This is a genomic window from Pseudoduganella sp. jia 12 (assembly GCF_055502675.1).
Window position 1 is genome coordinate 66,844 of record NZ_JBUXKP010000004.1, and the last position, 17,024, is coordinate 83,867.

General features: G+C 63.8%; 14 protein-coding genes. 4 read left to right on the top strand and 10 right to left on the bottom strand.

Translation table 11 applies throughout. The features are described from left to right. Position 1 precedes the first annotated feature (1 nt). Positions 2–1,930 (top strand): S9 family peptidase, encoded by a 1,929-nt coding sequence (locus tag ACY65G_RS09525; protein ID WP_464997127.1) that lies wholly within the window; start codon positions 2–4, stop codon positions 1,928–1,930. Positions 1,931–1,993: 63 nt separating this feature from the next. On the opposite strand, the gene ACY65G_RS09530 is transcribed toward ACY65G_RS09525, so the two are convergent. The 3 genes from ACY65G_RS09530 to ACY65G_RS09540 form a co-directional block, all read right to left on the bottom strand. Further along, positions 1,994–2,257, bottom strand: coding sequence for a hypothetical protein (locus ACY65G_RS09530; RefSeq protein WP_464997128.1), 264 nt, complete (start codon positions 2,255–2,257; stop codon positions 1,994–1,996). Between the two features lie 237 nt (positions 2,258–2,494). Further along, the gene (locus ACY65G_RS09535) at positions 2,495–2,848 is read right to left on the bottom strand and encodes an energy transducer TonB (protein WP_464997129.1); all 354 of its coding nucleotides are present in this window, start codon (positions 2,846–2,848) and stop codon (positions 2,495–2,497) included. Positions 2,849–3,136: 288 nt separating this feature from the next. Further along, positions 3,137–3,382 (bottom strand): hypothetical protein, encoded by a 246-nt coding sequence (locus ACY65G_RS09540; RefSeq protein ID WP_464997130.1) that lies wholly within the window; start codon positions 3,380–3,382, stop codon positions 3,137–3,139. Positions 3,383–3,619: 237 nt separating this feature from the next. Between ACY65G_RS09540 and ACY65G_RS09545 the strand changes: the two genes are divergently transcribed. Next, the gene (locus ACY65G_RS09545; RefSeq protein WP_464997131.1) at positions 3,620–6,070 is read left to right on the top strand and encodes an ABC transporter permease; all 2,451 of its coding nucleotides are present in this window, start codon (positions 3,620–3,622) and stop codon (positions 6,068–6,070) included. An 84-nt stretch (positions 6,071–6,154) separates the two neighbouring features. Here ACY65G_RS09545 and ACY65G_RS09550 read toward each other — a convergent pair whose 3' ends face one another. The 3 genes from ACY65G_RS09550 to ACY65G_RS09560 form a co-directional block, all read right to left on the bottom strand. Next, the gene (locus ACY65G_RS09550) at positions 6,155–6,505 is read right to left on the bottom strand and encodes a YkgJ family cysteine cluster protein (protein ID WP_464997132.1); all 351 of its coding nucleotides are present in this window, start codon (positions 6,503–6,505) and stop codon (positions 6,155–6,157) included. Positions 6,506–6,579: 74 nt separating this feature from the next. Beyond that, positions 6,580–8,769: an FUSC family protein gene (locus ACY65G_RS09555; protein WP_464997133.1), complete on the bottom strand. Its 2,190-nt coding sequence runs from the start codon at positions 8,767–8,769 to the stop codon at positions 6,580–6,582. Between the two features lie 13 nt (positions 8,770–8,782). Then, positions 8,783–10,480 carry a M14 family zinc carboxypeptidase gene (locus tag ACY65G_RS09560; protein WP_464997134.1) on the bottom strand — a complete coding sequence of 566 codons (1,698 nt, stop codon included), beginning with the start codon at positions 10,478–10,480 and terminating at the stop codon, positions 8,783–8,785. 190 nt (positions 10,481–10,670) lie between these two features. On the opposite strand from ACY65G_RS09560, the gene ACY65G_RS09565 reads away from it, so the two are divergent. Together ACY65G_RS09565 and ACY65G_RS09570 are read left to right on the top strand one after the other, a co-directional pair. Further along, a complete protein-coding gene (locus tag ACY65G_RS09565; protein WP_464997135.1) occupies positions 10,671–11,579 on the top strand; it encodes an MBL fold metallo-hydrolase in 909 nt (302 codons plus the stop codon). A 178-nt stretch (positions 11,580–11,757) separates the two neighbouring features. After that, positions 11,758–12,471: a hypothetical protein gene (locus tag ACY65G_RS09570; RefSeq protein WP_464997136.1), complete on the top strand. Its 714-nt coding sequence runs from the start codon at positions 11,758–11,760 to the stop codon at positions 12,469–12,471. Between the two features lie 16 nt (positions 12,472–12,487). On the opposite strand, the gene ACY65G_RS09575 is transcribed toward ACY65G_RS09570, so the two are convergent. The 4 genes from ACY65G_RS09575 to ACY65G_RS09590 all read right to left on the bottom strand — a co-directional run bounded on the left by ACY65G_RS09575 (position 12,488) and on the right by ACY65G_RS09590 (position 16,852). After that, entirely contained in the window at positions 12,488–13,045 is a 558-nt protein-coding gene (locus tag ACY65G_RS09575; RefSeq protein WP_464997137.1) for an NADPH-dependent FMN reductase, read from the bottom strand. Positions 13,046–13,443: 398 nt separating this feature from the next. Further along, the gene (locus ACY65G_RS09580; RefSeq protein WP_464997138.1) at positions 13,444–13,917 is read right to left on the bottom strand and encodes a hypothetical protein; all 474 of its coding nucleotides are present in this window, start codon (positions 13,915–13,917) and stop codon (positions 13,444–13,446) included. A gap of 300 nt (positions 13,918–14,217) precedes the next feature. Further along, positions 14,218–16,374 (bottom strand): S46 family peptidase, encoded by a 2,157-nt coding sequence (locus tag ACY65G_RS09585; RefSeq protein ID WP_464997139.1) that lies wholly within the window; start codon positions 16,372–16,374, stop codon positions 14,218–14,220. A gap of 208 nt (positions 16,375–16,582) precedes the next feature. Continuing rightward, entirely contained in the window at positions 16,583–16,852 is a 270-nt protein-coding gene (locus tag ACY65G_RS09590; RefSeq protein ID WP_137315003.1) for a GlsB/YeaQ/YmgE family stress response membrane protein, read from the bottom strand. Positions 16,853–17,024: the final 172 nt, after the last annotated feature.

The following is a 17,024-nucleotide window of genomic DNA, read 5'->3' on the forward strand; positions in this document are numbered from 1 at the left end:
CATGCAACTGAAAGCAATCGCCCTCGCAAGCTTCGTGGCCGCGGCCACAACGTCCGGGGCGATTGCCCTGGCCGCGGACGTTCATCCGAACCTGCGAGACTACAAGGCCGTGGCGCTGTCGCCTGCCGGCGAACGGATCGCCGCACTGGAATCGGTCGATACCGGCGTGCCGGGCAAGCGGCCGCACGCCACCGTCGTCGTGCGCGATGCCGGCACCGGCAGGATCGTCGATGAATACGATCCATGCGCGGCCTGCACCTATGACCGCCCCAGCTGGTCGCCGGACGGCAAGAGCGTTGCCTTCATCGGCAGCGCGGGCGGCAAGGCTACGCTGTACGTGGGTTCGCGCGTGCTGGCCACCGTGGATGGCAATGCGAATTCCGCGCGCTTTTCTCCCGACGGCGCATCGCTGGCCCTGCTGGCCACGGTCGGCGCGCGCAAGGAAACCGGTGCCACCGCCGCCGGCGCCCGCCTCGTGGGCGAGATCGGCAGCAACGACGATGCGCAGCGCATCGCCACGGTACCCGCCAGCGGCGGCACGCCGAAGCTGCTGTCGCCGGCCGATACCTTCATCTATGAATACGACTGGACGCCGGACGGCAGAGGCTTCGTGGCCACGGGCGCGAAGGGCGACGGCGACAACAACTGGTGGGTAGCCAGGCTGGCCTACGTGGATGCGGCCAGCGGCGCGCTGCGCGTGATCGCTTCGCCCACCACGCAACTGAACCTGCCGCGCGTGTCCCCGGACGGGAAGACGGTGGCCTATGTGGGCGGCCTGATGAGCGACTTCGGCGCGATCGGCGGCGATATCTGGACCGTGCCGCTGGCCGGTGGCGAACCCACGAACATCACGCCCGGCTTCAAGGGCACGTTCAACGCCCTGGCGTGGAAGAAGAATGGCCTGGTCGCCTCGGCATTGATGGGCGACCTGTTGGCGGTGCTCACCGTCGATGCGGCGACCGGCGAGACGAAGAAGCAGTGGTCGGCCCCGGTGACGGCGGCCGGCGGCACGGATGGACGGCTGTCGTTCAGCGCCGATGGCGCAAAGGTGAGCGGCGCCATCGAGGACTTCACCAGTGCGCCGCGCCTCGTGGCCGGCCCGCTGGCGCTGCCGGCGCAGGTCACGCGCGACAACGAGCGTGTTCCGGCACAGGTGTCGATGTCGAGTTTCTCGTGGGCGAACGAGGGCAGGACGATGCAAACCTGGATCGTGGGTCCGCCGAAGCTCGACCCCGGCAAGAAGTATCCGACGATCGTGCAGGTGCACGGCGGCCCGGCATCGGCGGCCACGCCACGCTTCATTTCCGAATCGGGCAGTCCCGATGTGCTGGCGCTGGTGAAAGCCGGCTACCTGGTCATGATGCCGAATCCCCGCGGCAGCTTCGGCCAGGGCCAGGAATTCGTGCGTGCCAACCGCCGCGATTTCGGCGGCGGCGACCTGCGCGACATCCTTGCCGGCATCGACATCGCGGCAAGGATCATGCCGATCGACTTGCAGCGCCTGGGCCTGATGGGCCGATCCTACGGCGGCTTTATGACGATGTGGGGCGTGACGCACAGCGACCGCTTCAAGGCGGCCGTGGCGGGCGCCGGCGTGGCCAACTGGATCAGCTACTATGGCCAGAACGGCATCGACCAGTGGATGGTGCCGTTCTTCGGCGCCACGATGTACGACGATCCGGACATCTACCGCAAGCTGTCGCCGATCGAATACGTGAAGGCCGCGAAGACGCCGACGCTGATCTACGTGGGCGAGCGCGACGTGGAAACCCCGGCTGCGCAATCGATGGAATTCTGGCACGCGCTGAAGGCGCTGAACGTGCCGACCGCGTTCGTGGTGTACGAGGGGGAGGGGCACGCTATCCGCAAGCCGGAACACCAGCAGGACCTCACGAAGCGGATCGTCGACTGGTTCGACAAGTACCTGTAAGCGCAACCTCCTGAAAGCAAAAAAGCCGGCAATGCCGGCTTTTTTCACAACGTATCGTCAGTATCAGATCGCGGCGGCGCGTGCGCGCAGCTTGGCCGCTTCGTGCGGTGCATCCGCTTCGACTTCGTCGGCCCAGCGCAGCAGGGACATGCGCACGCCGACCTTGTAGTACGACGGCACGTCTTCAGGCTGGGACTTGCTGCCGTGGACTTCGGCCAGTGCCGGCGGCGTGGTGCGCAGCATGGAGTGCAGCCAGCCGATCACGGTACGGCCGGTGCTGTCCAGGGAACCTGCGGTGGCGGTAGTAGGGAAGATGGCGGTCGACATGGTGAACTCCTGTGAATTGATCGTTGATGCAGTGCAGTATAAGGCGCGCACAGAAATAAAAAAAATTTTCATTTGTGATGTGTGCCATGCGTAAAACGTATAAAGTTGGTTTCCCCATAACAACTATTTATAACGCCGAAGAATACCCTGTCATCACCAATTCGTATAAAGCCCGACAGTCGCCATAAAAAAAGCCGGCATTGCCGGCTTGTATGGAGCAGTGCGCACCGGCACGGATCAGTCCAGCTTCCAGGCATAGTCCACGCGGGTCCATGTATCGGCCGGCGCGCCATCTTTCGTGCCCGGCGCGAACTTGCAGGCGGCCAGCTTGCGCAGCGCGGCGTTGTCCAGCACCCGATAGCCGCTCGACTTGTTGATGCGCGAATCCTTCACGACACCGCCGGACGACACGAGTACCGACATCGAGACCGTGCCTTGTTCTTCGTTGGCGATGGCGGCGCGGGGATAATCCGCCTTGCAGTTGCGGGAATCCGGCGTTGCCGGGACTTCGATCGCGGAGGCGGCTCCCGAGACGAGCATGGCGGCCAGCAGGCCGAGGCAACGGTTTTTTGCGGAAGTTTCGATGGACATGTTATTTCCCCTGAAGTTAATGACAGTTAGCCTTGGCGGTCGCCTCGGCTGTCTCCTGAATTAACGTTGTTGCATGCAGTGTAGGCATGCCGGAGAAATAAATGAACTTTTGATTCGTGATGTAAACCATTCGCCAAGTGAATGATTTATAAGGAAATAAACGGAAAATATAGCTATTTCATCACCGTGCCAAATGTCCGGTGCCCACGAATCTCATAAGAGGGGAATCTGTCGCGGAAATGAAAAAAGCCGGCAATGCCGGCTTTTCCAGGAAGCGCAGGAAGCGGATCAGTCGCGGCCGACCAGGTTGCGCAGTTCGGCAGCCTGGCTCGGCGACGTGATGTCGAAATCCTTGGCGAGGCGCAGGATGGCGCGGCGCTCGCGCAGGGTGGACACTTGCGAAGCGCTGCCATGCGATGCGGCTGCGGCGAATGGTGCGAAGGCGAGCATCTTGCCGAAGAAATTCATGGCGACACGGCCCACGCTGTCCAGATAGCCGCGGGTGGCCGGAGTAGTGATGAGGGCGGTAGACATGTTAGCTCCTGAATTGAGGGTTGTTGCAGTGCAGTATAGGGGCGTCCAGGTCATAAATAAAATTTTACTTTGTGATGATCTCCATTCGCAAAACGTATAGTTAATGAAGTGAAAACGATCGCTGTTCGTTTCCGGACAGTAAAACTGTTCGCCATCGGACACTACCGGCGCACCTGCCCGGGCAATGCATTGGCACAATGCTTGCAGAGATGACAGCATCAAAAGACGGAGACCATCATGCATTTGCGCGACTTCCGCATCGGCTGGCGAATGCTGGCCCGGCAGCCCCTGCACACGGCTGCCATGCTGCTCGGCCTGGCGATCGGGCTGGCCGCCGCGTTCCTGCTGCTGGCGTTCGTTCATTACTCGTTCAGCTACGACAGCGCCGTGCCGGACAACCGCAACGTTTATGTCTTCAAGCACAAGCTCAAGCTGCTGGCCGAGCCGCAGTGGATCGAGCAGATGCCCCTGCCTGCCCGCGACGTGCTGGCCAACAGCGGCCTGCCGCTCACGCTGTGCACCGTGAATCCGCATGCGAAGACGGTCAAGGTGGATGGCCGGCTGCATCAAGTGACGTTCAACGAGGTCAGCGCCACGTTCCCCGCCATGTTCGGCGTGCGCGCCCTGGCGGGCGACCTGGCCGCAACGCTGGCCCGGCCGGACGGGCTGGCGCTGACGCCGCGCGGCGCGCGCGAGCTGTTCGGCACCACGGCGGCGCTGGGGCGCACGCTCGATGTCGACGGCCGCATGCTGCGCGTGCTGGCGCTGCTGCCCGAGCCGCAGCCCAATACCACGCTGCCCTATACGGCCCTGGTCGGCGAGGGCACGGTGTTGTGGAAGCCGGGCGAGCGCGAACGGCAGCGCCACAACTGGACGGGGCTGGCTGGCAAGCTGTACGCCAGGGCGCCCGGCGTGCAGGCGCAGGCGATGGCCGCGCCGGTGCAGCAGGAGGCGAATCGCGTGGTGGCGGCAATGCTGGGTGCGAACGAGATGCGCCGTGTCGGCGGCACGATGGTGGAAGTGGCCGTCACGCCGCTGGCCGACGCGTATTTCGATACCGACGTCGCGGTCTTCCATGGCGGCGCGCGCGCATCGAAGGCGCGCGTGCTGGCGCTGGCCGCGCTGGCATTGCTGATCCTCGCACTTGCCGCCACCAATTACGTGAACCTGGCCACGGTGCGCGTGCTGGCGCGCGGCCGGGAGATCGCGGTGCGCAAGACGCTGGGCGCCGGCACCGGCCGGCTGGCGGTGCAGTTCGTTGCCGAATCCGTTGCCGTCGCGCTGGCAGCCGCCAGCCTCGGCCTGTTGCTGGCGTGGTTGCTGCTGCCCGTTTTCGCGTCATTGATGGACCGGCCGCTGGTGGAATTCCTGTCGCCCGCCTCGCTGCTGGCGGCGCTGGCGATCGGGCTGGCCACAGGCCTGGCGTGCGGCATCTGGCCGGCCCGGATCGCGCTGCGCGTGCTGCCGGCGCAGGCACTGGCAGGGCGGCCCGGCAGCGAACCGGCCGGCAGCACATGGCTGCGCCGTGCCCTGACCGTGTTCCAGTTCGCCGCCGCGATCAGCCTGTGCGCGCTGGCGCTGGCGGTCGGCTGGCAGGCCCGCTTCGCGGCGCAGGCCGATCCCGGTTTCGACGTGGACGAATTCGTGCTGCTGCACCTGCGCCAGGAGGCCGGCGCCGAAACGCGGCAGGCTTTCCATGCGGCGCTGGCGCGCGTGCCCGGTATCCTTGGTGCCACCGCGATCGACCTGCCGTTCGGTCATCCGATGGTGCGCAACAGTACCGCGTTCCGGGGGCCGTCCGGCGTGGAGCGGCGTTTCGAAATGAGCCTGGTCGGCCCCGGCTTTTTCGACGTGACCGGCATCGCGCCGGTGGCGGGTGTTGGCTTCAACGCGGGCTTCGATGCGGACTTCGATGCGGGCTCCGATGCGCGCTTCGACGGCACCCGCCCGTCCGCACCCCGGCAAAACGACATCATGCTGAACGGGGCCGCCGCGCGGGCGCTCGGCTTCGCGTCCGAAGCCGCCGCCGTGGGACAGGTGGTCACGATGGGCAAGGTACCGCTGCGCGTGGCCGGTATCGCGCCACCGCTGCGGCACAGGGGCTTGCGCTACCCGTCCACGGCCATGGTGTACCTGGTGGAGCAGGCCAGTGCGAACGTGATCATGGTGCGCACCACGCTGGATGCCGCGTCGCTGGAAAAGATACTGGCGCCGCTGCTGTCGCGTTTTTTCCCGGGGCCGCCGATCTGGGTACAGCCGGCGCGCGGGGTATTCGAGGATAGCAGCGCCGACGACTGGCGCATCGCGCGCCTGCTGACACTGGGCACCGCGGTCGCCACCGGCATCGCCGCGTTCGGCATCTACGTGCTGGCCGCCGGCAGCGTGCAGCGGCGCGGTCGCGAAATCGCGCTGCGCAAGCTGCACGGCGCGGGCGGCCGGGCCATCGGGCTGCTGGTCGGCACGGAGTTCGCCCTGCTGCTGCTCGCGGCGGCGGCGCTGGCATTGCCGCCGGCCGGTTTCGCCATCGCCTACTATCTTTCCGGCTTCGCGGTGGCGACGAGCCACGCATGGTGGGCACTGCCGGCGGCGCTGCTCGTCGGCGCGCTCACGGCATTGGGTGCCACGGTGCGCCACGCGATCGCCGCCATGCGGGTGATGCCGGTGGCCGCGTTGCGACAGGGGGAGTAGTCACCTGGCCCCATGGATCCCGGGGCATTTCCGCATGGCCTGGCACGAACATCCATCGCTTTTCACTACCGGGCCATTGCCGGGTCAGAGGCCAGGGAGGCGTGCCGGCTGGGCCAGCGGTGCCAGCCCATATGCGCCGCGGGCCTTGTCGCATTCGGGCGTGCAGGCGGCGAAATCCCGGCACGTTGCCGAGCGCAACGGGTAGATGGCGCAGCCGACCTTGTCGCCCACGCTGCCCTCGAGCGCCATGCAGCGTACCGGCGACTGTTCCGTTCCGCGCATGGCGATGCGGTGTGGCGTGATGGGGATGGTCATGTGGCGCGGCACCGTGCCGCCGGGATGGGCATCGCTTTCTCCCCAGTAGAAGGACACGCGGTAGTGCGCGCAGCACGCGCCGCAGTCCTGGCATACGTCGGAAGTGGATTCGGACATCATTCACAGGCGCGATAGTGGCTTGGCCTGGAATGATAGCAAAACGACCATGGATGAGTACATGGTCGTGCCGCGACCTATGCGTGTGCCCGCACCACGTTCCGTTCGATCGCCTCGCTGTGCACGAGGATCTTTTCCGCATCGGCCTGCAGCAGGCGCACCCGGCGCTGCACCACGGGCCAGCCGGGCCAGTCCACGGAACCCGCGGGCGCGATCGTTTCCGACCACGCCAGGTCTTCTTCCAGGCTCGGCACCGGCGCCATCACGCCGTGCCTGGCCAGCGCATCGGCGAGCGTGCGGCCTACCTGCGCATGGCTGGCCGCCAGCATGCGGTTCACCTCGCGCGCCGGGATGTCCTTCACGTGGCGGCGCAGGATCGCGCGCAGTGCCGCCACGTGCGCCACCAGCAGGTAGTTCTGCACGATGAACAGGTTGATGTCTTCCGCCGCGCGGCGTTTGCTGGCCGGCTCGTCGAGCATGCGCACCATCGCGGCAGACAGCATTGCCAGGGCATCCATCAGCCCCTTGCGCTGGATGCGGTAGGGGAAGTCGTTGCGGGACTTGCCCTGCAACAGCTCGAACGCCGCTTCCATGTAGCGCCCATTGGCGGCCAGCACCTGCTGGACCAGCTTGGGCAGGCTCTGGTATTCCCAGCTCGCCAGCACGAAGCTGAACACGGTGGCCACCGCGGCGCCGATGAACGTGTCCACCAGCCGTTCCGTGATCACGTGGATGCTGCCGCCCGCGGCCAGGTTCATCTGCAGCAGGATCATGATCGACACCGCGATCGCCGTGTAGCGGTAGCGCAGGTAGACGAACGTGGGCGTGGCGATCGTGGCCAGCACCAGCGCCGCCAGGATCACGGCTGGGTGGTTGAAGAACAGCAGGATCGCGGCCGTGATCACGCAGCCGATCACGGTGCCCACGATGCGGTCGCCGCGGCGCTGTTTCGTCATCGAGAAGCTGGGCCGCAGGATGATCACGATGGTCAGGATGATCCAGTAGCTGTGCGCCGAATAAGGCAGCAGCGTGCCGATGGCCAGGCCCACCGCGATCGCCATCGCCACGCGCAGCGAGAAGCGGAAGATCGGCGAATCCATGCGCAGGTGCGACAGCAGCACGCCGAACTCGTACTTCTGCTGCGACAGGAACGGCTGCATGTCGGCATCCTGCCAGAACGGCGTGCTGTCGTAGGCCTTCTGGCTGGCACCGTGCAGTTCGTCCACCATGTTGATGATGGCGCGCACCTTGTTGCGCTGCGCGCGCAGCACGGCCAGCGCTTCCTGCGCCGGCTTGCCCGCTTCCACGCGGCGCTGCAGCTCGGCCAGCTCCGTCTCGATGGCCGCCAGCTCCGGCTCGTAGCTGATGGTCTGGAACGACGCCTTCTTGCGCGTGACGGCGTAAGCCACCGATTCGATGTCCCGCGCGCACTTGAACGCGAGACCGCGCAGCGCTTCCAGCGCCGGCGAATCGGCCAGGTGCACGCGCAGTTGCGTGTAATCGGTGTGCGTGGACAGGATCTGCTCGTACAGGTCCAGCATGCACACGTGAATCTGCACCACGATCGCATCCTTGCGGTTCTGGTGCGAGCGCAGGATCAGGTCGCGCGAAGCCTGCTGCTTGTCGGCCAGCAGCGCCTGGTGGCGCACCAGGCGGTTGAACTGCTCGGTGAGGTTGTAGCGCGTGTCGTAGAAGTCGGCCTTGATATCGATGTAGGCCGCTAGCTCGAACAGCGCCTCGGCCAGTACCTGCTGCTTGATGCGGTGGCGCAGCAGCCAGGCGATGCCCATCGCGTAGCCGAGGTAGGCCACGCCGCCCAGCGTGAACAGGCCGGCATGGCCCAGCGCCTGCAACGGCGTCAGGTGGTGTTCCATCGACATCGTCATGATGAACAGCGTGGCCAATTGCAGCGGCATCGACTTCTTGCCGTACACGATCATCATGCTGGCGAAGAACGACAGCAGCACCAGCACCGCGATCAGCAGCCAGAAATGCGGCGCGCACAGGCTCACCACCAGCGTCACCAGACTGCACAGCAGGATGGACGCCAGCATCTCGTTGAACTTGTGGCGCAACGGGCTGGGCATGTCCATCAGGGCCGTGCACAGCGCGCCGATGCCGACGGACATGGCCGTCGTCATGTCGGCGAACGCCAGCGTGGCCCAGATGATGCCGATCAGGCCCGCGCCGAAGCGCAGGCCGAGGTGGAAGTAGTGGCTGTGGAAGAAGGTGCGCGGGCTCAGTGCATAGTGAAGTGGTTGTGGCATGGACCCGCCTTCGTTACAGCAGGCCCAGTACCGGGTAGCGGCGCCACTCCGGCTCCGCATGCCGCGCGCAGTGGTGCAGGATGAAGTCCAGCACCGCTTCCTGGTTCGACAGCAAGTCCGGGTTGGCCGCCTTCCACGCATCGAATCGTTCGCGCAATTGCGGTTCCTCTTCCAGCAGCTGCACGGCCAGGTCCTCGAACACGTAGTCGGAGATGGCCTCCTTCTTTTCCAGCACCGAGTTGAAGAAGCCCCAGCGGAAGAAGCTGTCGTGCGCCTGCGGCTCCAGCGTTTCGACGGCGTAGCGGGCATTGTCCTGGTCCAGCGACACGATCCAGTCGCCCGCATTCAGCGTGAACGTGCCGGTGCGCGCCTCGACATCGACCACGTCGTGGAACATATGGCCTTCGTAGGCGGCGGCGCGGGTCGACAGTTCGCCGATGTGGTACCAGCGCGCCTCGACCTGCATCGGCGCTTCGACGCGCGTCATCCGCACGCCGTTCCACTGCAGGCGCGCGACGACTTCGCGCCACGCCTGCGGAATGGCATACGCCTTCGGCACCCGCACCACGGTATCGGGCAGGAAGCTGTTGTAGTAAGGGATATCCTTCTCGTAGGGCTTGCTGCGGTCGTACGACAGGCGCGTGTAGTTGCCCAGCACGCTCGGGTGGCGGCGGGCTTCATAGCCCTTGAAGCGGAAGGTGGATGGCGTGTCCGACATCTTCCACGTCACCGTCCATTCCTGCTGCTGGCGCTGGGCGGCTTTCGCTTCGCGGCGCAGGCGCTGGATCTCGCCGGCATGGCGCACGGTGAATTCGCGTGTCACGTCCAGCAGGGTGCGCATCGATTCGTAGCGGTCCTTGAACGGCTTGAGCATGTGCGTCTCGGGCATGAAGCCGATGATGTTGTGCAGCGCCGTGAAGCCGGTGGAGAAGCGGGGCACTTCGAGGAATTCGGCGATGCCGTCGTCCGGCGTGTCCTGCACCGGATTGACGTACGGACAGGTGGGCCAGCCGCGCGCTGCCATCTCCGCGTAGAGATGCGGCAGCATGGTGTCGCGCAGGAAGGGGCCCAGGCCGGAGCCCAGCTTGTCCGCCTGGGTGTGGATCAGCGTCATCGTATACGTGTAGTCGGCGCCGTTGGACGTGTGGGTATCCACCATCACGTCCGGATCCCACGCGGTGATCAGTTCGTTGAAGACGCGCGCGTTCAGTGTGTCGCACTTGATGAAATCGCGGTTCAGGTCCAGGTGGCGGCTGTTGCCGCGAAAGCCGAACAGCTCCGGGCCTTCCTGGTTCGGGCGCGACGTGTTCGTGCGATTCAGGGCGCCGTCCACGTTATAGACCGGCACGAACAGCAGCACGGTGTCGCCCAGCGTGGCCAGCTTTGCCGGATCGAAGCAGAAGTCGCGCACGATGGCCATGCAGGCATCGATGCCTTCCGGCTCGCCCGGATGGATGCCGTTGTTGTTGAAGAAGACCGGGCGGCCCGCGGCCTTGATCGCTTCGCGGTCGAACACACCGTCCGCGCTCACCACGCCCACGTGCAGCGGGATGCCGCCATCGGACACCCCTGCCTGCCGGAAGCTCAATACCTGCGGGAAACGGCGCGCGAGTTCTTCATAGAACGCGATGCAGTCGGTCCACAGCGTGGTCTGGTTCTGGTTGCCTTTTTCATAAGGCGTGGGCATGGGCGTGAGCAATTCGGGGTGCATGGTCTGGATCTCAGGAGCAGTGACGGGAACGGCGATGCCGGGTAGGCGGCCGCGCCGCGATTGTAGCATCGCAACCTGTGTCGCAAGGACGCCGCAGCCGCTGGGAAACGTGCGAACGAGGCAGCGAAAACCATGCTATCAACGCCTTTTCACGAGGAGGGAACCGATGAACCGGATGATGGCTTTTGGCATGAAATTGCTGTGCATCTTGACCCTGGCGCTTGGGGGCGTTGCCACCGCGCAGCAGGCAAACACGGCGCCGCGCTTCACCTTGAACGTTCCCGCCGCCGAAACGTCGGGCGAGGCCGACCACTCGGTGCAGTTCATCGGCACCGCCACGGTGCTGATCCGTTTTGGCGGCATGACGATCCTGACGGACCCGAACTTCCTGCACAAGGGCGATCATGTGCACCTGGGCTATGGCCTCACGTCGGAACGGCAGACGAATCCGGCCATCGAATTCGATGCCTTGCCGCCTATCGACTTCGTGCTGCTGTCCCATTTGCACGACGATCATTTCGACAAGCTGGTGCGCGAAAAGCTGAAGCGTTCCACGCCGATCGTCACCACCGCTTCCGCGGCGGACGACCTGCGCAAGCTGGGCTTCACGTCCGTGATCGGCCTGGGCACGTGGCAGGATGTGCAGGTGACGAAAGGCGGCACGACGCTGCGCCTGACGGCGATGCCCGGCCGCCATGGCCCGGTGGCGGCAGCCGCGCTGCTGCCGGCCGTGATGGGATCGATGCTGGACTTCTCGTCCCCCGCCGGCCGCTATCGCATGTATGTGTCGGGCGACACGATGGTGTACCGCGATATCGAGGAAATCCCGAAACGCTTCCCCGGCGTGGACCTGGCGCTGCTGCACCTGGGCGGCACGCGTATCCTCGGCATCGTGACGGTGACGATGGATGCCAAGGAGGGCGTGAAGATGCTCAAGCTCATCGCCCCGCACCGGGCGATCCCGATCCACTACAACGACTACACGGTGTTCAAGTCGCCGCTGTCGGATTTCCAGAAGGCCGTGCAGGAGGCGGGGCTGGCGGAGAAGGTGACTTATTTGAAGCATGGCGAAACGTACCGCTACGAGCCGAAAAAGTGAGCCGGCAAGTGAGGCAATGAGGTGAGGCAATAAGGTGAGGCAGTAAAGGTGAAGCAATAAGGTGAGGCAGTAAAGCGACGCGCCGGCTATCGGCGATCCCTGCAGGCAAGCGGCTTTGCGGCAGTTCATCTTCCAGTCCGGGGCGGCATGGTAACTGTAGGGTTTCCCCGGAGGCCCCATGAAGATGCCGCTGAAGCTGTGTTCGCCGTTGCTGCCTTTGTTGCTGTTCTCGTTGTCATATGCCGCCCTGGCCCATGCCGCCGACGTGCCGCGCTACCGGCTCACGATTCCCGCCGGCGCGGCACGCCAGGATCCCGGCGGCATGGTGCAATTCTTCGGTACCGCCACCGCGCTGCTGCGCGTGCGCGGGCTGTCGGTGCTGATCGATCCCGGCACCGATGGCGGCACGCTGCCGGCCGACATGGCCGGTGCCGACCTGGTGCTGCTGTCGAACCCCGACTGGCATGGCGTGGGCGCGGCAACCTGGAATGCACGCCCCGTCGTGGCGATGACGGGCACCGCGGAGCGCCTGCGCAGCCATGGCATCCACAGCGTGTATCCGCTCGACACATGGGAAGGCATGACAGTTCGCAAGGGCGACACGCGGCTGCGGGTGACGTCGATGCCCGATCCCGGCGGTGCCCGGCCGGCCATGATGGCGGCCATGCTGGATTTCGGGCCATCGTGCCGCGTGCTGGTCAACCACGGCAACCTGTCGGCCGCCGAGATCGGCCTGATACCGCAGCGCTTCCCCGGTGCCCGGCTGGCATTGCTGCGGCAAGCGGGCGCGCCGCTACTGCTGGCACTGGAACAAAACGGCCGCGAGCCGGTGCCGGAACATCCTGTAGCGCGTGGCGAGCCTTATCGCTTCGGCTCGCCGACCTGCCAATAGGCTCGTTTGCCGGCGCTTATTTCTTCGCGTTGGCCTCGACCCACTTCTCGAACGCGGCAACGAACTTGCCGATCAATTCCTTCGTCTGTTCGTTGTTGATGTCGCCGTCCTCGCCCAGGTAGTTCGGCGAGCCGCCGATATACAGTTCCGGTGCCGGCATGACCGGCACGTTCAGGAACACCACGGCCTGGCGCGTGTTGTGGTTGGCGCCAAAGCCGCCTTGTGCGCCCGGCGACTGCGATACGACGGCGGCCGGCTTGCCATCCCACACGCTCTGGCCCCAAGGCCGCGAACCCACGTCGATCGCATTCTTCAGCGCGCCGGAAATCGTGCGGTTGTACTCGGGCGTCAGGAACAGCACGGCGTCGGCGGCCTTCAGCTTGTCGCGGAACACGGTCCACGCCTCGGCCGGCGTATTGGCGTCATCCAGGTCCTGGTTATACAGCGGCATGTCCAGCTCGACCAGTTCCGCCTCGAGCGACGGCGGCAGCATTTTTGCAATCGCCTGGGCGTACTTGCGGGTGATCGATTCCTTGCGCAGGCTGCCGACGAGGACAGCGACTTTCTTTGCCATGCTTTTCTCCTGAAGTTTGCGTGTTGTTGCGTGTGAAAAAGACAATGTAACGCATGCGGGCGAGATGTGCAGGGAAGTTCGCCGTTCGGTATGAGCAAGCGTCACGACGTACATTGCGCGACACGGCGCAGGGCCTGGCAGCATTGTGGTGCACGGCAGAAGGGATAGCGAAGATCTTGGTTCTGCCTGCCCCGAGAGGCTTTAAGATGCTTCCGCCAGAAGGTAGAAGCAGGGGGGCGTGCCGAAGTCGGCCATCGCGGCAACTTCGCTATCGGTCGAGGTACGAGAAGTGCGCGGAAATCAATCCGCCCGCGAATATGGCTGTCATCCTAGCGCAGAAACCGTGTCGAGCATGACCGCTTTCGCCACAAAGCCGCCACTCATACCGAGGGTCTGGGTTATGTTGACGAGGCTGCTGATAAATCGGCAGGCGGTGCGCGCTTTAGGGAAACATACCGCTTACGCCAGAAGAACCGATTGGCTCGTCTAGCTAGCTCTGCAAATTTGAATGACCAAAATCCGTATGGCTGAACGACTAGGTGCCATCGATCGTCGGTTCCGAAGAAGCCAAAACTGAGAGCGTTTGGTTCGTGAATATTGACGTCCTGTATGAAGCCGAAATAGTCAGGTGTTGATACGTTGTCGATGATTTTCCCTGTTCTATCAATCAGATAGAACCAATAACTAACTCCATCGAAATAATCATAGCAAGTCGCGATGAGTGAATGGCCAGAGAGCAAGAACTGTGCAGCGATCTCGTCGCCATTTACGACGGTGTGAACACGTGCCCTATCCATGACAAGCCGGCGCTTGAACCTTCGACCGGGATACCATTTAGGAAGCTCTTCCATTGAAAAATGGTCGGTATGCATCGCGATATTGTCCACCTGTGCTTAGGTTGGCAGCCATGCAGAGACTAGCCGCGAGCCGCAATCATTGAAAGTCCGTCTTGGCCCAAAGCAGACGATCATATTAGCTCAATGTGCGATCTTGTTGCTCAGGATAAGCGAACGGTTTTGTTAACACTCCTGGTTTTTCGATACACAAGCAGGTTTCGCAAACATTGGCCTCTTTTTGTTTGCACGCCGAATTGCAATGCTCAATGCTGGTACTAAGCAATAAAAAAGCCACGCCCCTTACAGGACGTGGCTCTTCAGGCGAATCAGGAGCGCTTATTCGGCGCCCATCTCCTTCAGCAGGTTATCCGCCTTGTCCACATGCTTCATATTCCACAGCATGTAGCGCAAATCGACCTGGATATCGCGGGTATTGGCCTTGTTGAAGTCCCAGTCCGAGATGATCGAATCGAGCGTGCCGTCGAACGCCAGGCCCACCAGCTCGCCCTTCGCGTTCAGCGCGGCCGAACCGGAATTGCCGCCGGTGATGTCCAGCGTGGCCAGGAAGTTCACCGGAACCGATTTCAGCTTCGGATCGACGTACTTGCCGAAGTCCTTGGCCTTGATCGCATCCAGCTGCGCTTTCGGCGCGTCGAATTCGCCTGTACCGGTGTGCTTGGCCAGCACGCCCTTGACGGTGGTGAACGCGGTCCAGGTGGTGCCGTCGGCGCCATGGGCGCGGCCGGCGATGTTGCCGTACGTGACGCGCAGCGTGCTGTTCGCGTCCGGGTACACGGCCTGGCCCTTCGACTTCATGTAGGCGATCTTGGCCTTCATGTAGCTGCCGTAGGCCTGCTGCAGCTTGCCGGCCAGTTCTTCTTCTTCCGCCTCGGCCTTCATGTCGGCTTCGTAGAGGGCGACGGCGGCCTTGACGAAGGCATCGTCGCTGGCCTTGAAGTCGGCCGGCTTCTTGTCCAGCCAGGCGTCGCGCGCCGCGGCGTCGTTCAGTTTCGTGCCGGCGTACAGCTTGTCCAGCGCCGCGGACAGTTCCGCATCGCTCATGCCGGCGCGAATGCCCAGTGCCGTATTGAATGCCGTTTTCTGCTCGGCGGCCGGTTGCGCCAGGTAGTTCTTCAGGTGGTGCATGGCGATCGCCTTGTCCACCTTCGGATCGAACGTGCGCACCAGCGATGCCACGCCGGACTTGATGCGCGGCAGGTCGCGCACCTGGTAGCCGGACTTGCGGTCGGCATCCGGTTTTTGCGTTTCGTTCGCCAGGCGGTACAGCATGCGTGCCGTCGTCAGCAGGCGCGGCTGGGCATAGCTGTAGTTGAAGTCGCGCTTGGCTTCCGCGTCGCGCTCGGCGATCAGGTGCTCGACCTTCGTGATGTCGTCGGCGTATTCGGCCTTGCGCTTGGCGTCGGCGTCGATCCACGCTTTCAGCTGCTCGTGCTCGGCCTTCTTGCGCTGCAGGAAATCGCTGCCGGCATACGAGTCGATCATGCCCTGGCGGTTCTTGTAATAGTTGTTGATGCCGGCGACCTGGCCCGCGTATTTCAGCGTCAGGTCCTTGTTGCCCTTGGTCTCGCGGTCGATGATCGCCAGCGTTTCGCCGGATGCCTTGACGAAGGCCGGGTACGAATAATCGAACGTGAACTGCACTTCCGACGGCAGGCGGTGGCGGTTGGTACGGCCCGGGTAGCCCATGGCCATCACGAAGTCGCCTTCCTTCACGCCTTCCTTGGCCAGCTTCAGTACATGGTTCGGCACGTACGGCACGTTGTCCTTGCTGTAGTCGGCCGCCTTGCCGTCCTTGCTTACGTAGGCGCGGTAGAAACCGTAATCGCCCGTGTGGCGCGGCCACATCCAGTTGTCGGTATCGCCGCCGAACTTGCCCACGCCGGCCGGCGGCGCGTGCACCAGGCGCACGTCGCGGATTTCCAGCTGCTTGATCTGGTAGAACTCCAGGCCGCCGTAGAACGACGGCACGGTGCAGCGGTGGCCGGCATCCTGCTCGCATGCCGCCACCAGCGCCTTCTGGTTCTTCTCGATCGCATCGCTGCGGGCCTTGCCGGACAGCTTGGCCACTTCCGGCGTGACGACCTTGTCGGTCACGTTCAGCACTTCCTTCGTCACGAACACACGCGTGCCCGGTGCGGCCGGCACTTCCTCGCCCAGCGAGCGGGCCACGAAGCCGTTGGCCAGCAGGTCGCGCTCCGGCGTGGAAGCCTGCGCCACGCTGTTGTAGATGCAGTGGTGGTTGGTGACGACGAGGCCCTGCGGCGACACGAACGAGGCCGAGCAGCCGCCCAGGCTGACGATGGCGCCGGCCGGGAATTCGGTCAGCCGGGTCAGGCTGTTCGGATCGAGTTTCAGGCCGGCGGCTTTCAGTTGCTTGGCGATCTGCGGCAGCTGCTGAGGCATCCACATGCCTTCGTCGGCATGGGCGGAGGTGATGCTCATGATAGCGAGCGCGAGAAGTGATTTTTTCATGCGATGGTCGATGTATAGGAGTTGTTGTAGGCGTCCCGATATTTGCCGCGGGTTACGTGGCGCGTGCAAGTATCCGCACCGCATCGAGATTCGTCAATCAGGAATTTCGATGGCAAAACCGCATGAAATTTGGTATTCGAGCATGAAATCAGGCATGAAAAAAGCCGGCCTTCCGGCCGGCTTCGTTTGCTATGCCATGTGTATCCGGTTAGCGTGCGCGTCCTCGGAAGACCAGGTTGACGATGGCCAGCAGGATCACGGCGCCCAGGAACGACACCAGCAGCGAGAGTGGACTGAAATCGTCGGCGTTGATGGTGCCCGTGCCGAACAGGGGCGAGAGCAGCCAGCCGCCGAGCAGTGCACCGACGATGCCGACCACGACGTTCAGGAACAGCCCTTGCTGGGCGTCCGTTTTCATGACGAGGCTGGCAAGCCAGCCGATGATGCCGCCGATAACGATCCAGATAATGAAGTTCATGCTCGTTCCCCTATATATCGTTGAGAGAAGAGACCGGGCCGTACCAGCCCTGCCATGAGAAAAAGTGTAAGGGGGCGATTGTGCTTGGTCCGTGCGCCAGCGTACGTTCCTGCGATGTCGGATGACAAATGGTCATCGCTGTCCTGGACCAATAAAAACGGCATTTGCAAAT